14 protein-coding genes and 1 pseudogene are annotated in these 16,939 nt (G+C 50.1%); 3 read left to right on the top strand and 12 right to left on the bottom strand.

The features are described from left to right. The first annotated feature begins 42 nt into the window (after positions 1–42). Positions 43–492: a Cd(II)/Pb(II)-responsive transcriptional regulator gene (gene cadR, locus ORL50_RS01310; RefSeq protein WP_266009393.1), complete on the top strand. Its 450-nt coding sequence runs from the start codon at positions 43–45 to the stop codon at positions 490–492. 661 nt (positions 493–1,153) lie between these two features. Then, positions 1,154–1,675 carry a hypothetical protein gene (locus tag ORL50_RS01315; RefSeq protein ID WP_266009394.1) on the top strand — a complete coding sequence of 174 codons (522 nt, stop codon included), beginning with the start codon at positions 1,154–1,156 and terminating at the stop codon, positions 1,673–1,675. A gap of 334 nt (positions 1,676–2,009) precedes the next feature. On the opposite strand, the gene ORL50_RS01320 is transcribed toward ORL50_RS01315, so the two are convergent. The 11 genes and pseudogenes from ORL50_RS01320 to ORL50_RS01370 all read right to left on the bottom strand — a co-directional run bounded on the left by ORL50_RS01320 (position 2,010) and on the right by ORL50_RS01370 (position 13,661). Then, positions 2,010–2,963 carry a hypothetical protein gene (locus ORL50_RS01320; RefSeq protein ID WP_266009395.1) on the bottom strand — a complete coding sequence of 318 codons (954 nt, stop codon included), beginning with the start codon at positions 2,961–2,963 and terminating at the stop codon, positions 2,010–2,012. Next, positions 2,953–5,028: an ORC-CDC6 family AAA ATPase gene (locus ORL50_RS01325; protein WP_266009397.1), complete on the bottom strand. Its 2,076-nt coding sequence runs from the start codon at positions 5,026–5,028 to the stop codon at positions 2,953–2,955. The genes ORL50_RS01320 and ORL50_RS01325 overlap by 11 nt, the downstream gene beginning before the upstream one ends. Before the next feature lies 1 nt (position 5,029). Beyond that, on the bottom strand, positions 5,030–5,989 hold the full coding sequence (locus tag ORL50_RS01330; RefSeq protein ID WP_266009399.1) for a phosphoribosyltransferase-like protein: 960 nt from the start codon (positions 5,987–5,989) through the stop codon (positions 5,030–5,032). 9 nt (positions 5,990–5,998) lie between these two features. After that, positions 5,999–7,327: a class I SAM-dependent methyltransferase gene (locus tag ORL50_RS01335; protein WP_266009400.1), complete on the bottom strand. Its 1,329-nt coding sequence runs from the start codon at positions 7,325–7,327 to the stop codon at positions 5,999–6,001. A gap of 121 nt (positions 7,328–7,448) precedes the next feature. Beyond that, positions 7,449–8,504, bottom strand: a complete 1,056-nt coding sequence (locus tag ORL50_RS01340) for a thiamine-phosphate kinase (protein WP_266009401.1) — start codon at positions 8,502–8,504, stop codon at positions 7,449–7,451. Then, complete coding sequence (locus tag ORL50_RS01345; RefSeq protein ID WP_266009402.1) at positions 8,486–9,748, bottom strand: phosphotransferase; 1,263 nt, start codon at positions 9,746–9,748, stop codon at positions 8,486–8,488. The genes ORL50_RS01340 and ORL50_RS01345 overlap by 19 nt, the downstream gene beginning before the upstream one ends. Next, positions 9,748–10,383: an HIT family protein gene (locus ORL50_RS01350; RefSeq protein ID WP_266009403.1), complete on the bottom strand. Its 636-nt coding sequence runs from the start codon at positions 10,381–10,383 to the stop codon at positions 9,748–9,750. Before ORL50_RS01350 ends, ORL50_RS01345 begins: the two co-directional genes overlap by 1 nt. A gap of 44 nt (positions 10,384–10,427) precedes the next feature. Continuing rightward, on the bottom strand, positions 10,428–11,261 hold the full coding sequence (locus ORL50_RS01355; protein WP_266009404.1) for a thymidylate synthase: 834 nt from the start codon (positions 11,259–11,261) through the stop codon (positions 10,428–10,430). An 86-nt stretch (positions 11,262–11,347) separates the two neighbouring features. After that, positions 11,348–11,926, bottom strand: a pseudogene (gene thyA, locus ORL50_RS01360) (thymidylate synthase); the annotation flags it as partial. A gap of 62 nt (positions 11,927–11,988) precedes the next feature. Then, entirely contained in the window at positions 11,989–12,795 is an 807-nt protein-coding gene (gene lgt, locus ORL50_RS01365; protein ID WP_266009405.1) for a prolipoprotein diacylglyceryl transferase, read from the bottom strand. A gap of 83 nt (positions 12,796–12,878) precedes the next feature. Then, positions 12,879–13,661 carry a sulfite exporter TauE/SafE family protein gene (locus ORL50_RS01370; protein ID WP_266009406.1) on the bottom strand — a complete coding sequence of 261 codons (783 nt, stop codon included), beginning with the start codon at positions 13,659–13,661 and terminating at the stop codon, positions 12,879–12,881. A 133-nt stretch (positions 13,662–13,794) separates the two neighbouring features. Between ORL50_RS01370 and ORL50_RS01375 the strand changes: the two genes are divergently transcribed. After that, positions 13,795–14,541 (top strand): NRDE family protein, encoded by a 747-nt coding sequence (locus tag ORL50_RS01375; RefSeq protein WP_266009407.1) that lies wholly within the window; start codon positions 13,795–13,797, stop codon positions 14,539–14,541. 114 nt (positions 14,542–14,655) lie between these two features. Here ORL50_RS01375 and ptsP read toward each other — a convergent pair whose 3' ends face one another. Next, positions 14,656–16,935 carry a phosphoenolpyruvate--protein phosphotransferase gene (gene ptsP, locus ORL50_RS01380; RefSeq protein WP_266009408.1) on the bottom strand — a complete coding sequence of 760 codons (2,280 nt, stop codon included), beginning with the start codon at positions 16,933–16,935 and terminating at the stop codon, positions 14,656–14,658. Positions 16,936–16,939 lie beyond the last annotated feature (4 nt).

Raw genomic sequence — 16,939 nt, forward strand, 5'->3', positions numbered from 1 at the left:
GTAGCCACTATAGGGTCAAGCACCCATTTGGAGATTGCCGACATGAAGATCGGAGAGCTGGCCAAACTGACCGACTGCGCCGTCGAGACTATCCGCTATTACGAGCGCGAGAACCTGCTGCCAGAGCCGGCGCGCAGTGACGGCAACTACCGCGTCTACACCCAGGCCCACGCCGAGCGCCTGACCTTTATTCGCAACTGTCGCACCCTCGACATGACCCTGGAAGAGATCCGCAGCCTGCTGGCACTGCGCGACAGTCCGCAGGATCAATGCGAAAGCGTGAATGCCCTGGTGGATGAGCACATTCATCACGTCAAGGCACGGATCGATGGCTTGCTGGCCTTGCAGGCACAGCTGCTCGACCTGCGCCAACGCTGTGGCGAAGGACCGGGCAATGAGCAGTGCGGGATTCTGCAGCGGCTGGAAGTGAGTGGCGGGGTTGTGGCGACGGAAGTTGAGCATTCCCATGTAGGCCGAAGTCACGGTCATTGACCTTAGGGCTGACACCGAACCTGTGGCGATAGGATATCCCCGTAAGGTCGCGAAGCGACCCTGAAACCTGAAACCGCAGCCAAGAAACAAACCGCATTCATAAGTAGTGGCGCTTGAAAGGTAATCCTCATTGAGCGGTTACAAGAAATACGCGCGAATCAGTAGATCAATTAAATCAAAAAAAAAAATTAATTCGGTATAAAAACTATCAGTTCTGATAGTTATTTTTTCGACTCGCCTCAACTATTATTTTATTAATTTCAAGATATTCAATTTAGCCCATAAAACTCTTGCCGTACCAGCAGGAGCCCTGCCGCTGTGAAAATCACTTCTAAATACATTGGAAATTTTTCCCTCCTACTAAATCCACAAACAGGATGATCAATGTATGAACACAGGACGAGCACTAACTTTAGCCGACACCTACTTCTACAGCGCAGACTATGTGGGTAACATACAACAAAAATTTATGGTTGTGTCCCAGGCTGATGGCTCAGTAGGGATTCGCAGTTATTATCAAGACCTGGCACTTACAATGTAAGAAACTAAGGCTGTCACGGCCAGTCCTGTCGATGGCAGACTATCGCAAAGTTTTGTACTTGAAAAACATAACGATGGCTCTTTTAGCATTCACAATAAACATTACCCTTTAGCACTTGAAATGACAGCAACAGGCGTCGAGGCAAATTCTTACGTCGCCGGTAAAAAAACTCAACGTTTTGCTATGGAACCTCACTCTGATGGCACGGTAGGTTTTCGTAAGGTCAATTTAGTTTTCAACACTGTCAAAGTGCCCAATGATTTAGATGGCACACTAGAAGCCAATATTAGATTTGCCCAATGCCAAACTATCCACGCAACGCTCAGGTCTGGTGACAGGCAACCTCATTTAGCAGCATACCGTGCAACTTTACTTATGGTGAAGCCACTTGAAAGCGTTGAGACCCTGCAGGTCACTGTTCTCGACCGTGATGGAAATCGCCTTGGTTCACAACATCTCAACACCCCAGAAAAATTACCCCAAACGCTCTACCACGCCGATATTGATCTGGATGATGTAGATTTCATTCCACTACCAGGATCCACTTACTCTATTAATACCCCTAGCGAACTACAGCTACTTAGCAACCCATCAGCACCCTTCTTGAGAGTAGAAATAAATTCAACGAATCGGTGCGATTAACCGCTAAGACTTCCACACTTGAATTTAGGTACTCAAAGGTTCAGATTTAGGCAATGTTCGCGAACGCGCTTATGCATATGCGCAGCGAACGGAGCTACGCGAAAGTAACTGCTGGAACCAGTTAGAAATCCAGCGTTACTATTTTTAGTCACCCACTCGTTTCAGATCGTCATGCCACTTTCATTGAGCCCCGTCGTGTTGGTACTCCGCCCCCCCGTTCGGTGAACCGTTCTCCCTCACGCCTTTCTCTGAAGATCAAGATAGCTCCGCTTGCTAGGAACACCATTCCGTAAATTTTCCAAACAGAAGGAAGCACTAAAGTACGCTCTTGATCCTAGAGCGAAGGAAGTTCTATTGTGTATTTCCAGATACTCGATATTCCTTTAGACGTCTCTTTAGCATAGCCTTCAGAGAAAGGAAAAATCAGCGAAACCGCATCTTCTTTCGTATACAGACAATACAAAGCGAAGCCTAAAACTTGAGCTTTGGTTGCTAACGGACTCAGATATAAATTTGTTATCTTCTTGCGACTATTTTCTAGCTCAACGATCTCTTGTATCCGTGCAGCTGTCGCGAACGGATCATTGGCTGGAGCGAAATATCTTGTTTTACCTTTCCCATTAGGAAATGCCGCTTCATGCGCTTGGCTAGCTCTGATAATACTTTCCTGATACATATCGGCACGCAGTGACGGGAACCCCCAAAGTGTTACAACATTAGCATAATCTTTATGGTCCACTACTTGTTTAAGAAGCTCGTGGTCATAACCGATCCCCATCAACAATACATCATTATTGCTATCATTATTAGGGACTCCACCGAAGCCTGCTACGGGACGAACTTCCGTAACTGGCCCATTGGCAAATTTAGTGTCGTCCTTATCTTGATATCTGCCAGGATCAGAATAGATCGCATCAAAAGTTTGAAAGCCTCGGTACTGTAGCAATTTAACGAGGAAGATCAGGTGTGGGCGCATGAACCCAGTTATATCAATGCAAACTTTTTTCCCTTTGATGCGCTCATACCAAACATCTAGAAAGATATTTAGGTATTCAGCTTCATCTAATTCAGGCGTAAAAAACACCTCACCGCTCGTTGGGTATTCAGAAGACAGATAATTATAGTGCGGAAAAATTAACCAGATCTTAGTATCCGCATTTGCTTTATTGAAAATTTTCCCAACGCGCTCGCTGGAATTATAAGCGGAGATCAAAACATCCCAAGTGTCTTCTTCCTGCCATTCCTTATCAATGGGCATATTTGTTTTGTAAAAATACTCAAACCTCATTTGAACCACCAAAATCAAGCATCAACTTCTGCTGTTCAATAGCATTGCTATTAGCTCTTTTCTTTCCAAAACCTGGAGCCTTGAGACTTGCTGTGGCTTCTTGCAATACAACCTTGAATTCGTCATTGGATAACTCGCCAAATATAGCTTCTGCCAACGTCTTTGACAGCCTCACATCTCCTCTTACCGAAACAGGCAGATCCCACTTGGGAGAAAGCATAGGATTCAGTTGATATTTATCGTCGATATGTTGGGAGTTCGCGTTAGGACGCCCCTTTACTATTTTAAATATATAAGACCAGTTTTCTGCCAATCTCAACGTCTGTTTCGCTTTTTCGGTAAGATCAGAAACATCCACACTAAAAGCAAGAGGGGAAACCTCAACAGGCTTTGAAGAAAATCGCACTTCACGCAGATACTCTGCTAAACGTTCAACTGCATTCTGGGTGCTAGGAACATCGACTCCTGGCCGAGCATCTTCATCAAAAAAGAAACCAGCACTTTGAGACACGGCTTCACACTGAGTACTAATTGGTATTTGCCGGTCGTAAAATGGCTTCTCCCCATTAAATGCCGACCATTTATATACATTTCTCAAAATTACCAATAAATTCCTCGGGACACCTGCGGACATTTTAACGAAGGCATCAAATCCAGAGTACATTGGTGTAGGAGACAATTTAAAATCGCGATACATTTGAGCGAGCAAATCGAGCGAGAAATGCCCATATAACCGCTTGTGTCTATTCCCTGCTGGCGCACCATCTATATATGCTACGCATCCCTTATGAATTTCTTTAGCGGCTTGGACTATTGACTTACCTCGGAACCAGTCTTGATAAAACATAAAAATATTAAGCTTTTCCAGCAATGGAACTCCTGGCACGCGCAGATCTTTAATTATTTGATTGATCTCTTTCTGGTTTAGTAATGCCGTCTGTTCATCTGAGCGGCTGGACAGTTGCTCAATTAACTTTTTGAAATAGGCTGGATCGTCAGATGAAGAACTATTGAAGATCCCATCAATCTGCGCCGCGTAAAAATTATCGGAGTTAAATGTTGCGAAGAAATCAGGAAGGCGATGAATTACTTTTTTTAGATCCGAAGAACTGTCGAGTATTCCACCATCTATCAGGCGCTTTGCGCATAATTCTTTCGCAAAGCGTTTATACTCGTCGGTTCGGCTCCGAGCACGAATCAACTGATCAAGATAAAGCGCACGAAACTCGGATCCATCTTTATTTTCTTCATCTGAGCCGTAGTTAGCATGTGTTTTAATCCCATAAAGTCTAGCGCCCAAACGGAAAGTACAAGGGTCCTGTCGATGACGTATGAGAGTATTTATAAATTTTTGTTGCTCAACCGATAGATTTTCAACTTCATCTAGAAGGTATATAAAACGTAGATTCCTAAGCGCTGCAATACGTGTCGATACTAATTTCGGCAAACCAAATAGGAGTGAACCAGGGCTAATTGAGATATTAACCGCCAATTCCTTAGTAAAGACGCAATTATTTACCGCGTGATCAACACGTTTTCTGATTGAAACAATATGTTGAAAAACAGAGTCCCAAGTAGAAAATCCATCACTTGGCGGGATATCAAATAAGTCAACTGCGTTCGCACTAATGCTATTTAAGGAGACATTTATCTCCGGCGAAAGAGTTGCGAGATCCGCCAAAACTTGAACTAAGTGTTCGACGAGGCGCAATTCGAAATAAAAATTAAATAGCGGCCCCCACTTATCCTCACCTTGCCCTTTTCCGCTAAATCTTCCCGTGTCTAAAATATTGGCCCGTAGAAATATTCCGAGATATCCCTGTGCAATCAAATCATCGATACAGCCGGATGGCAACCGTAACTTTTGTGCGGGATATGAGCAGTATCTCATCAAGTGAGTTTTACCACTCCCCTTACCGCCAAGAATATGTTTAGAGGTCTTAGCTAACGGTTCAATTAGAGAAAGTAGACCTTCCCCCTCAAAGTCGACCCAATAATCGTTGATCTGGGCATCGGAGTAGTCCGCAGCTCTAATGACATCGAATGGATTTAGATTAGCGTCCATATTAGTACTTCTTATCATAACGTTTAAACACGGGTTTCCAAGATGCAGCCTTTGGAAAATCAAACCAGAGTATAGGAAGCGAGTTGTCTGGCGTGTTATGCAAAAATGAAATTAATAATTGTCCATCTTTGTAGCCTAATGCATGTAAATCACATTTAACAAGATCTTTACCGTAACCAGTTGCAATCTCTTTTGCTATTCTGAAATCCAGTTCATCAGGAATAGTGGCAAAGGTACGCGAGTTTTCCGAAAAACATCTGAAAGACTCATCCAACTCATACACGCATGAGGCTCTGGCGCCGAATAGCTTGGGGTCTTTAGCCGCCCCTAAACCTTTACTTGTTGCAAACAATGAAAAATAATAACTTTCGACACCAGGAAAATGTCCAATTTCTTCAAGTTTTTTTGTCAGATATGTACTTATCTGGGTTCCAGACCCTAATAAATCATCTATAAACACATATCTTTTTACATCAGGATCTGTTTGAACAATAGTAATTTTATTACCAGGCAAGCGTGAAACTGAATATATATCGCCTGAATCTATAAATAGATCCTTAGGGAGATCATTTACTTGGCGAAAATAATATAATAAATGAGGCCCACTTTCAGATGGATTACCCACACCTAAAAAACGAGTTGCGGCTAGCTCCTCAGCAAATTTAGCCTCAATAAAACCTTCATCTAACGTATTATTATTTTCTCTTCTGATTTTGGCAATTATGGGATGCCTATAGAGATTCTCATATACAGACTTCAACATTTCCCTAAGTAGGTCCTGACCAAAGAACATTACTTGGGATAGAAGAAAAAGAGCATGTGACCGTTCTACATCAACTGGATAATATTTACCGGTAAAATTTTGCAGCCACTCTTGCACATCAGGCCATCTCAATCTGTTGTCCCAGGCCTGGCTGGCTAGAACTTCGATTTTCCTCTTGAGCCTGTCATCAAGTTCCATTGAAACTCCTTAGCTCGGTTTTCTAAACACTAAAACCCATTCTCGGGTAATTAAGCTTGCACTCCTATTGCGCTTTGTCATCAACCCTCTTGACTTAATCGAATCAATCAACTTCAATTCAACCTCTAGTCCTTGTGCCACACATATCTCTTGAAGATACTCGGAAGATTTAAATTCCTTTCCACATACTTCGTTATTCCCGATAACCAAAATCAAGCGCCCACCTTTTCTTAACACTCTCACCGCTTCAGTTAGCGCCTGCCTCATTTCAAGCAAATATAAAGCAGCAATTGCCGAGCGAAGAGGGTTAATTACATATATATCCGATAGTACGGAGTCGGCATCAGGAATGCCCGTAGATATTATGTTGGTATATTGGCTTTTAGGCAGGTGTTCACGTCCAATGTTGAGGTCTTCCAAGGCCCGGAGTTGAGTCGATTCGATCAACCCCAGCCACCCCAAGTTTAAGCTAGATGCGCGGATGTATTTTTGTGCGCCAGCATAAGGAGGAGATGTGATAATTAAACCAATACTTTCGGATGGCAAGACTTCATTGCCACTACATTTTAGATTCCTAGCATCAGTACCAATGCATGTCACAGGTGGAAGATTATTATTTAGCTCCTGCATCTTAGACATTCTTTTGACGTTACTATAGAACTGATCAACAAAAGCATCTAAAACACTAATTTTCTTTACCACTCGTGCGCCGTCATAAGGCTTGAGTTTAACAGGTACAGATAATCGAGGATCTGCCAAGCTTACTTTTCTAATAATGGCAGAAAATGTTGCGAGACAAAAATTACGCACACACAACTCTTCCTCTGCTTCAACGGCAGATTTCAATCGGCATAAGTCGCGAATGGTCCTAGGCTCAAACCAGTGATCTATATTAACCACATCTGGAGCTGTCTTGGACCTGCTCAACTTAAATCGGGCCATAACCCTGTCATATGCGAGCATTAGCGTTTCGCTATTTAGCGATTTGGTTTTCACGCTAGAAATAAGTCTGGCAAGGGGGTTGGAGTCAGAATAGACAGCAGTGTGCCCAGCCAACGCAGCTTCCAAAACCACCGTACCAGTCCCACCGAATGGATCCAGAACGATGTCGTCTTTTTTTGAGACATTACTAGCTGCTAGAAAAAAATGGGCTATATGTGGAAGTAATTTAGCTGGATACGAATGCAGGTAATGCGTTGCCCGCTCTCCTACCTTCATCCAAGGCACCAGTTCTCTAAACGAAACCTCTTGCGCTTGACCGCTTACCCTGTAGGCATTCCTAAGCCTCTCGACCTCTTGCGCGGTATCGAAAGGGAAAGCCAAATTCGGTGAGGGCACACGTATAGTCATTTTTTTGAAGAGCACGACGTAGATAGATTTGAGAACTTTGAGGTAACCAAAGAACCTGTAATACTGTACAAGTTAACAGAAACCCGCACCTGATTCACCAACGCTTTCGCTAAGCAAAGATTGGCGTCCTCATGAAGACGTCGACCAAATCTTCTACGCTTTCGATTGAGTTGTACCCTTGCTGGAAATTTTGATTTAAACGACCAGGTAATAGCTTTCGACCATCATCAACCATTACCTCGCCGCTCCCCGTGAAGGCATGTCCGAGATAGGTCACAGTAAATTCTCTTAGCTGCTCCTCGAAAATCACTTCATGATCTTTCGGAACCAAGCAGGCTAGCTGCCAATCTCCGAAGTTAAAACAAGCATTTTCAATTAGCATGCTCTGAGAGTTTAGGATATTCACAAACTCGCCGGGCAAATTCCACTTAATGTCGCGCTCTAAAATAACATCTAGGTTATTAGTTGAGCCTAGTTGATAAATCGCGTTTGCTGCGCCATCGGAGCAATCCATACAAGCCACTTCAAACGGAAGGTAGCTAAGCCGTTGCCCAGCCTCTACCTGGGGAACCGGAAAGCAAAGTGATCGATCCAAATGTCGCTGGAGCGACTCAGGCACTGACTGCCAAGCGAAGTGATTTGCTACAACTGACGTCCAGAAGCCTCCAGTCTTACCAATCAAATAGACAGAAAATTCAGTGCCATTGATCGAGCGTGTGACACTTCGGCAAGCGGGGCTCCCGATGATCGTACCTGTCGCGGAGAAGCGTCTGGCACTTTTTACGTTCCCACCAAATAACCTGGCATTCGCATTCGTCAGGGACTCCATCAGTCCACGCTGAAACCCTCGCACGAAGGATACTGGAGTCGTATCAGGCATCTCCAACGAAACGAGCATACCCAATGGCTTCCCGCCAGAAGAGGCAATATCTGACAGATTTATAGCGGCGGTGTAGCATCCCCAGACTTCTGGCGTAGCTTTCCCAAACCAGTTTGCAACGGGGGTAGGGCAAGGGTCCATTGACCATAGGAGGCGGCTGTTCCCTATATCCAAATGTGCACAGTCGTCGCCAGGCAACGCCGATGAGGAGACATCAGGCAGAATGACCTCTTTTAAAAGCTTTAACTCGCCAAGATCGCCAACGGTCAGTTCGGGCTGTTCCATATCTGGTCACCTATCTTATTGAGAGCTATAAGTGTCCAGATCATGTCCATCTCCGGCATTGCGCTCAGCCCTAGGACTACTAAAAAAAGGCCCGCAAAATAGTGCTGCTCAACGGAGTATTTATCTGAACCCGCTAAACTGGTGTATAGATCTAAAGCGACTCTGGCTTGTTTACGGATCTGCGATACGCAGACATAAACGCGACGCACGGCTTCGATCTGGTCTTGCCGCAAATGCTGCTCAATCTTTTCCGATTCTTTGTACTCTTCAAATCCAGGTAACCACATGCCCTTTGTGCACATGTAGCGTTCAAAGCTTTCAAAATACTCAACCGAGATATGCTGATTCTTATCAGCATCTGGCCTGTTTTCTTTTAACAGCTCTTTGAACAACTGGTATTTAATCGTAGCTTCCATCAGTACGAAATCTTTCGCCGGGTGACCGTCATGCACCCAGCCGAAGTCAATCAACTCAGTTTCATTAGCATTGAAACTATTGACCATTAAGTTCCTGGCGTGCAGATCTCCATGCACCAGATAAGGGAGAACCTGATGATCAAAATCCGTCACCATTCTTTCGTAATGACTTTTTACCCCTTGAGCTAGCAGACTTAACCCTTGGTTGTTGCCACCGGAGCAAACAATTGCGTCTAGACGCTCAAGCGGTTGATTTTTTCGTTTAACATACCAGTCGTAATCACTGATAAAACTCTTTCTCTCACCCTCACCATTCGGTTGATTACCAACCCTGCTCAGTATCGAACTGAGTGCGCTCGCACATTCCTCGTCCGACTTCGCGAGATCTAAGAAGAAGACTCTGTATTCACAATGGTTTGGAACTTTTGCCAGCTCGCAAACTATCACTCCTACGTTATTATCATCATCAACCTCATACTCAACATCAGAACACATGCCTGCTCTTTTCGCACGCAACGAGCTGATGTATTCCTCCATAGTTGATTTAACATCTTGAAACTTTGCCACAAAGCGACTGGGCTGTTGCTGGCCTTGATGATAAATATCCAAATAGAATACTTCGCTACCGCTATTACCTGCGCGAGGAACAGGGTACAGCTCAAAACTACGTAACTCGAAAGCGCCTACGTTCTTTATTTTATGTTTTTGAGCATAAGCGTTTGCCAAGGATCGGCGTATAGCCAACGCTTTGTTGTGCTTGATTGTGTTTCTATCAAAACGATACTCAAATATTATTGGACAAACATCGTCGATACTTGCTTCGGCCATTATGCTAGCTTCCTGCTCAATAGCTCAATCATTCCCTGTTCCGGACCTGCTTCCCTCCAGTCCCAAACTGGACAACCTAGCACTGAGGCAACTTTTCGACGAATAGTTTGGCTTGGGAGAGGAACATCTAACTTTTCAGCGCCAAATCCAAACTGTTCAGCCCCGATTAGAGCGTATGGCATGACACCATCAATAGTAGAGTATGCATCGATCAAACTCTTGAAAAGTGTTGGATCAGAACCTGAAACAGAACCAACTTTCACGCTACCGGCCTGCGGGACCAAATGCAAATGGGCATGGTATATTCCACAGCCGCCATGGTCAGCAGTGATCGCTCCGTGCTCAAAATAAAGCGTGTCATCCGATTTAACATCTAGCAACTCGTGGACATCCGCTATGACACGCCTCAACTGAATAGCCAGATCCGGCAACGAGTTGAAAGCTTGTGCGAAATTCGAGTAGTGAACTTTCGTAACGACCAAAGAATGCCCCGGAGTTAACTGGCCGATGCATGGGAACACAACAAGATCGTCTGTTTCAGCGATCACTCGACTACTGAACTCTGGATATAACCTAGCAAAGTTAGTATCCCTACGCCCGATTAGCTCTCGACAAAACACACAATTATCTTTCATAACTCTCCCTGAGACTCGCTATAACACACCACAAACTAAAGCTCTCAAATAGCAACTGGAGCCTTGATACTCGGATCAGCCTCATACCCTACTATTTCAAAATCTTCAAACTTGTAATCATATATACTACTTGGCTTTCTATTAATTATTAATTGCGGTAGCTTTTTCGGTGTGCGCATCAGTTGCGTATCAATTTGATTCCTATGATTTGCATAGGCATGGGCATCCCCAAGAGTCACAATTATCTCATGAGGAATCAAATCACATTGCTGAGCTAGCATGTGAGTCAGTAGTGCCAGAGCGGCAGTATTATATGGAAGGCCGAGGAAGACGTCCGAGCTACGGATATAGAGCTGCATGGAGAGCTTCCCATCAGCCACAAATGCTTGGTAAAGCAAATGACAAACCGCCAGTGCCTGTTTTCCATTTTTCACGTTTTCCTGAGGTGATAATTTCTCATCAGGAAGATATTCGACGTTCCAACCATGAAATAGAATGCGTCGGCTGTTCGGGTTGTTCTTCAAACAGTCAACCATGTAGTCAATCTGGTTGATCTTACCGCCATCCTTCGTGGGCCAGCCGGTCCACTGCGCACCGTAGACTGGTCCGAGATCGCCCTCTTCGGTAGCCCATTCATCCCAGATTGTCACACCATTTTCATTGAGCCATTTCGTGTTCGTGTTGCCGCTCAGCATCCAGATCAATTCATTGGCGATGCTTTTGAAATGGAGTTTCTTGGTGGTCAGCAGTGGAAATCCGTCAGCAAGATTGTGCCGGAACTGCCTACCAAATACCGCAGTAGTGCCAGTCCCCGTACGATCCCCTTTCTCAGAGCCATTTTCGATGACGTCTCTTAGAAGCTCAAGATATTGCTTCATGCTAGGAACACCCCTTGCTCGGTAGCAGACGCCAAGACGGAATCTTGCTGATATTTTTTGATAGTGGTGATAGCGCTGTCCGCAAAATGGCACGGCGGCAGGGCCATTTCATCAAGCTGCGCGACGTTCCAGCCGTGGAACAGGATGCGCCGGCTGCCTGGGTCCTTGATGATGGTGTCGACACACTGGCGAATCTGGTCGATTGCCTTGTACAGCACCACATACGCCTGGCCGTCTTCCTCGCCTTCGGCAATCTTGCGGTAGCCCTGGCTCAGGGTCTGCTCGATCGCAGCCTGATTGCTGAGCGGGATCTGCTTGTACGCTGGCCATTTGCGCCACTGCACGCCGTAAATTTCGCCGAGATCGTCTTCGCCCTGGCGGAACGGGTTCGCCAGCCACTGGGCATTTTCGTTGGCGTTCTGGTCCCAGACCTTGCAGCCCAGCGCGCGGAATTCGGCGGCGTTGTTAACGCCACGCAAGAAACCGCACATCTCGCCGATGGCCGACTTGAAAGCCATCTTGCGGGTGGTGATCGCCGGAAAACCTTCCTGCAGGTCGTAACGCAGCATCGCTCCGGGAAAGCTGATGGTGTTCACGCCGGTGCGGTTGGCCTGCTTGGTGCCGTTCTTGATGACGTGGGCGACCAGTTCGAGATATTGCTTCATGAGTTACCTGTTTCCTTGAACCCGGAACCTGCGCCCCGGGGTTCGAATTTAGCGTCTGTGTCTTAGATCGCGGCTGCCGGAGCGGCCGGGGCGCGGTGATACGCCAGCCAGATCAGGAACAACCCGCCGACGATCATCGGTACGCACAGCACCTGACCCATGGTCAGCCAGTTCCAGGCCAGATAGCCCAGTTGCGCGTCTGGTACGCGGACGAATTCAACGATGAAACGGAAGATGCCGTAGAACAGCGCGAACATCCCGGACACCGCCATGGTCGGCCGCGGCTTGCGGGAAAAAATCCACAGGATCGCAAACAGCGCCACGCCTTCCAGCGCGAACTGGTACAGCTGCGACGGGTGACGCGCCAGTTGCGCCGGGTCGGTGGGGAACACCATCGCCCACGGCACGTCAGTGGCCTTGCCCCACAACTCGGCATTGATGAAGTTGCCGATACGCCCGGCACCCAGGCCGATCGGCACCATCGGGGCGACGAAATCCATCAGCTGGAAGAACGACTTGTTGTTCTTCTTACCGAACCACAAAGCGGCCAGCATCACGCCGATAAAACCGCCATGGAACGACATGCCGCCCTTCCACACCTCGAAAATCAGCGTCGGGTTGGCCAGATAAGCATTCAGATCGTAAAACAGAACATAGCCCAGGCGACCGCCAACGATCACGCCCATCGACATCCAGAACACCATGTCGGAGAGTTTCTCCTTGGTCCAGGTCGGGTCGAAGCGGTTCAGCCGGCGCGACGCCAGCCACCAAGCGCCGCCGATGCCGATCAGGTACATCAGGCCGTACCAGTGGATTTTCAGCGGGCCGATGGCCAGGGCCACCGGGTCGATCTGCGGGTAAGGCAGCATTGCGACTCCTCGTTAGAGTTGAAACTTTCAAAATTCCCGGGCGACGCTGTCACGCCAGGATTAAGCCAACATTGCGCAGCGCGTCAAAGCAGAAAGCTCAGCCCAACGCAGAACAGCAAAGCGGCAAACAGTCTTTTCAGTAACTTGGGCGACAGCCGGTGGGCCAGCCGCGCCCCGACCCGGGCGAAGAACATGCTGGTCAGGGCAATACCCAGCAACGCCGGCAAGTAAATAAAACCGAGACTATGGGCTGGCAACAACGGATCGTGCCACCCCAGAATCATGAAACTTAATGCACTGGCCAACGCGATCGGCAGGCCGCACGCCGACGAGGTGGCCACCGCCTGCTGCATCGGTACGCTGCGCCAAGTCAGGAACGGCACGGTCAGCGAGCCACCGCCTATGCCGAAAATCGCCGAGGCCCAGCCGATCACGCTACCCGCCAGGGTCAGACCAACTTTGCCTGGAACCGTCCGGCTGGCTTTGGGTTTGACGTCCAGGGCCAGCTGTACAGCGATGACCAAGGCAAATACGCCGATGATCTTCTGCAGGTTCGGCCCGGAGATCGCTTCAGCCGTCAGCGCGCCGAAGCCGGCACCCAGCAGAATGCCCACGGTCATCCACGCAAAGATCGGCCAACGCACGGCGCCGCGGCGATGATGCTCGCGAACCGCATTGATCGAAGTAAAGATGATCGTCGCCAGGGAAGTCCCCACCGCCAGGTGAGTCAGGATCGACGAGTCGAACCCCTGCAAGGTGAAACTGAACACTAGCACCGGGACGATAATGATCCCACCACCCACCCCGAACAGCCCGGCCAGCACGCCCGCACAGGCACCCAGCGCCAGATAGAGCAGAATTTCCATGGCCATATCCCTAGCATCGTGAAATCAGGAGCGGCATGGTAACGGATGCGGGGGCAAAGGCTCCACTGTGCAAGGCGATGGATCGACGGACGATGACTGCGTAGAGTGGGAAAAAAACGCACAGGATCACCTTATGTGCCTCATTGTTTTTGCCTGGCGACCGGGCCACGCCCAGCCGCTTATCGTGGCGGCCAACCGCGACGAGTTCTACGCACGTCCCAGCCTGCCTCTGGCCCAATGGCCGCATGCGCCCCACGTACACGCCGGTCGAGACCTGGAAGCCGGTGGCACCTGGTTGGGTATCGGCGCCAACGGCCGCTTCGCCGCGCTGACCAATATTCGCGACCCACATCAGCCGCCAGCGCGTAAATCACGCGGCGAACTGGTCGCGCGATTTCTCAGTGGCGACATGCCAATCGATGATTATTTGACCGACGTTATCGGACGTTCGGTTGAATATGCCGGGTTTAACCTGTTACTGGGCAACAGTCATGAGCTGTGGCATTTCAATGCCCGGGAGTCCGAGGCGGTGATGCTGCAGCCGGGCGTCTATGGGTTATCCAACGCCGGACTCGACACCCCTTGGCCGAAGTTGCTCAAGGCCCGGGCGGCACTGGAATCAGTGCTAGAGGACCCGCAGCCCGACGCCCTGCTCGCCCTGCTGAACGACTCGCAGCCAGCGGACTTTTCCGAGCTGCCGGATACGGGCGTGGGGCTGGCGACCGAGACGTTGCTGTCGAGCGTGTTTATTGCCAGCCCGACGTACGGCACGCGGGCGAGTACGGCGTTGATCGTGCAGGCGGATGGCACGCGGCTGATGGTTGAGAGGAGTTTTGGCCCGTATGGGGGGCGGTTGGGGGAGGTTGAGCTTAAGGTTTAGATTTGCGCTGTGAGGCCTGGCGCTATCGCCGGCAAGCCGGCTCCTACGGGAGATCTGTGTCGTTCACACATCCATTGTAGGAGCCGGCTTGCCGGCGATGAGGCCATCAACCGTTTAGAGAACCTTGGCAGTCGCCGGATTGTTGATCCGCGCCAACCCCAGGTTTTTCAAGGCCAGCTGCAGCGAGCTGTGAATAACCTGCGGGTTGTCGATGGTCATCAGCTCCGCCAGTAATTCCTTGGCCTTGCTCAGATTGATCTGGCGCAGCATCCACTTCACCTTCGGCAAGTTGGTGGCGTTCATCGACAGGCTGTCGAAACCCATCGCCATCAACAACACCGCAGCGGCAGGATCACCGGCCATCTCGCCGCAGATGCTCACGGGCTTGCCTTCGGCATGGGCATCACGCACCACGTTCTGCAGGGCCTGAAGCACTGCCGGGTGCAGGTAATCGTAGAGGTCGGCAACCCGCGGGTTGTTGCGATCGACCGCCAGCAGGTACTGGGTCAGGTCATTCGAACCAACCGAAAGGAAGTCGACTTGCCGCGCCAGCTCCTTGGTCTGGTACACCGCGGCCGGAATCTCGATCATCACGCCAATCGGCGGCATGGGTACATCCGTGCCTTCGTCGCGCACTTCGCCCCAGGCACGATGGATCAGGTGCAGGGCCTCTTCGAGTTCGTGAGTGCCGGAGATCATCGGCAACAGGATTCGCAGGTTGTTCAGGCCTTCGCTGGCCTTGAGCATCGCCCGGGTCTGCACCAGGAAAATTTCCGGGTGGTCGAGGGTGACGCGAATGCCGCGCCAGCCGAGGAACGGGTTGTCTTCCTTGATCGGGAAGTACGACAGCGACTTGTCCCCGCCGATGTCCAGGCTGCGCATGGTGACCGGTTGTGGATGGAAGGCGGCGAGCTGCTCGCGATAGATCGCCAGCTGCTCCTTTTCGCTGGGGAAGCGCTGGTTGATCATGAACGGCACTTCGGTGCGGTACAGGCCGACGCCCTCGGCGCCGCGCTTCTGTGCCCGCGCCACGTCCGCCAGCAGGCCGGTGTTGACCCACAGCGGCATGCGGTGGCCGTCGAGGGTCACGCACGGCAGGTCGCGCAGGGAATCGAGACCCAGGGCCAGTTGCTTCTCTTCTTCCACCACCTCGGCGAATTGCTTGCGCAGTACATCGCTAGGGTTGGTGTAGACCTCACCGCGGTTACCGTCGACGATCAGCTCGATGCCGTCGACCTTGGCATAAGGCAGGTCGACCAGGCCCATCACCGTCGGAATGCCCATGGCCCGGGCCAGGATCGCGACGTGGGAGTTACCCGAACCCAGTACCGAAACCAGGCCCACCAGCGTGCCTTCCGGAACCTCGCCGAGCATCGCCGGCGTCAGTTCTTCGCTGACCAGAATGGTTTTTTCCGGGTAGACCAGGTTTTGCTGGCGCTCTTCCTGCAGGTAGGCCAGCAGGCGGCGACCGAGATCTTTGACGTCGGACGCGCGCTCACGCAGATAGGCGTCGTCCATCAGTTCGAAACGGTTGACGTGATCGGTGACGACTTGGCGCAAGGCACCCTGGGCCCACTGACCGGTCTTGATCACCGTGGTGACTTCGCTACCCAGGGCAGCATCGTCGAGCATCATCAGGTAGACGTCGAACAGCGCGCGCTCTTCCGGTCGCAGCTGGGTCGCAAGCTTGGCCGATAAGGCCCGCATGTCGGCCCGCACGCCTTCAATGGCGGTCTTGAACAGCCCAAGTTCGGCATTGATGTCGGTAATGGTCTTGTCCGGTACCACATCGAGGTCCGCCGGTGGCAGCATGACCACTGCAGTACCGACCGCCGCACCCGGGGAACCTGGCACACCGACGAACTTTGCCTCCTGGATGCCCTTGCCCTGGCGCCCCAGCCCGCGGATCGAGCCGGTGGCCTCGGCGTGGGCGATTACGCCGGCGAGTTGCGCACTCATGGTCACGAGGAAGGCTTCTTCACCCTCATCGAACTGGCGGCGTTCTTTCTGTTGGATAACCAGCACGCCGACGACTCGGCGGTGGTGGATGATCGGCGCTCCGAGGAAGGAGGCGTAGCGCTCTTCCCCGGTCTCGGCGAAGTAACGGTAGCGCGGGTGATCCGCAGCGTTTTCGAGGTTCAGGGGTTCTTCACGCGTACCGACCAGGCCCACCAGACCTTCGTTCGGCGCCATGCTGACCTTGCCGATCGAGCGCTTGTTCAAGCCCTCGGTGGCCATCAGCACAAAGCGGTTGGTCTCAGGGTCGAGCAGGTAGACCGAGCAGACCTGGCTGCCCATGGCCTCTTTGACGCGCAACACAATAATCCCCAACGCCGCCTTGAGATCCTTGGCGGAGTTAACTTCCTGGACGATCTTGCGCAGCGTATTGAGCATGGCT

The organism is Pseudomonas sp. RIT-562, from assembly GCF_026241895.1.
Classification (GTDB): Bacteria; Pseudomonadota; Gammaproteobacteria; order Pseudomonadales; family Pseudomonadaceae; genus Aquipseudomonas; species Aquipseudomonas mandelii_F.

Excerpts from the sequence above, each read along its gene's own strand:
- cadR (WP_266009393.1), top strand. The coding sequence starts at position 43 with ATGAAGATCGGAGAGCTGGCCAAACTGACCGACTGCGCCGTCGAGACT.
- ORL50_RS01315 (WP_266009394.1), top strand. The coding sequence starts at position 1,154 with ATGACAGCAACAGGCGTCGAGGCAAATTCTTACGTCGCCGGTAAAAAA.
- ORL50_RS01320 (WP_266009395.1), bottom strand. The coding sequence starts at position 2,963 with ATGAGGTTTGAGTATTTTTACAAAACAAATATGCCCATTGATAAGGAA.
- ORL50_RS01325 (WP_266009397.1), bottom strand. The coding sequence starts at position 5,028 with ATGGACGCTAATCTAAATCCATTCGATGTCATTAGAGCTGCGGACTAC.
- ORL50_RS01330 (WP_266009399.1), bottom strand. The coding sequence starts at position 5,989 with ATGGAACTTGATGACAGGCTCAAGAGGAAAATCGAAGTTCTAGCCAGC.
- ORL50_RS01340 (WP_266009401.1), bottom strand. The coding sequence starts at position 8,504 with ATGGAACAGCCCGAACTGACCGTTGGCGATCTTGGCGAGTTAAAGCTT.
- ORL50_RS01345 (WP_266009402.1), bottom strand. The coding sequence starts at position 9,748 with ATGGCCGAAGCAAGTATCGACGATGTTTGTCCAATAATATTTGAGTAT.
- ORL50_RS01350 (WP_266009403.1), bottom strand. The coding sequence starts at position 10,383 with ATGAAAGATAATTGTGTGTTTTGTCGAGAGCTAATCGGGCGTAGGGAT.
- ORL50_RS01355 (WP_266009404.1), bottom strand. The coding sequence starts at position 11,261 with ATGAAGCAATATCTTGAGCTTCTAAGAGACGTCATCGAAAATGGCTCT.
- lgt (WP_266009405.1), bottom strand. The coding sequence starts at position 12,795 with ATGCTGCCTTACCCGCAGATCGACCCGGTGGCCCTGGCCATCGGCCCG.
- ORL50_RS01370 (WP_266009406.1), bottom strand. The coding sequence starts at position 13,661 with ATGGAAATTCTGCTCTATCTGGCGCTGGGTGCCTGTGCGGGCGTGCTG.
- ORL50_RS01375 (WP_266009407.1), top strand. The coding sequence starts at position 13,795 with ATGTGCCTCATTGTTTTTGCCTGGCGACCGGGCCACGCCCAGCCGCTT.
- ptsP (WP_266009408.1), bottom strand. The coding sequence starts at position 16,935 with ATGCTCAATACGCTGCGCAAGATCGTCCAGGAAGTTAACTCCGCCAAG.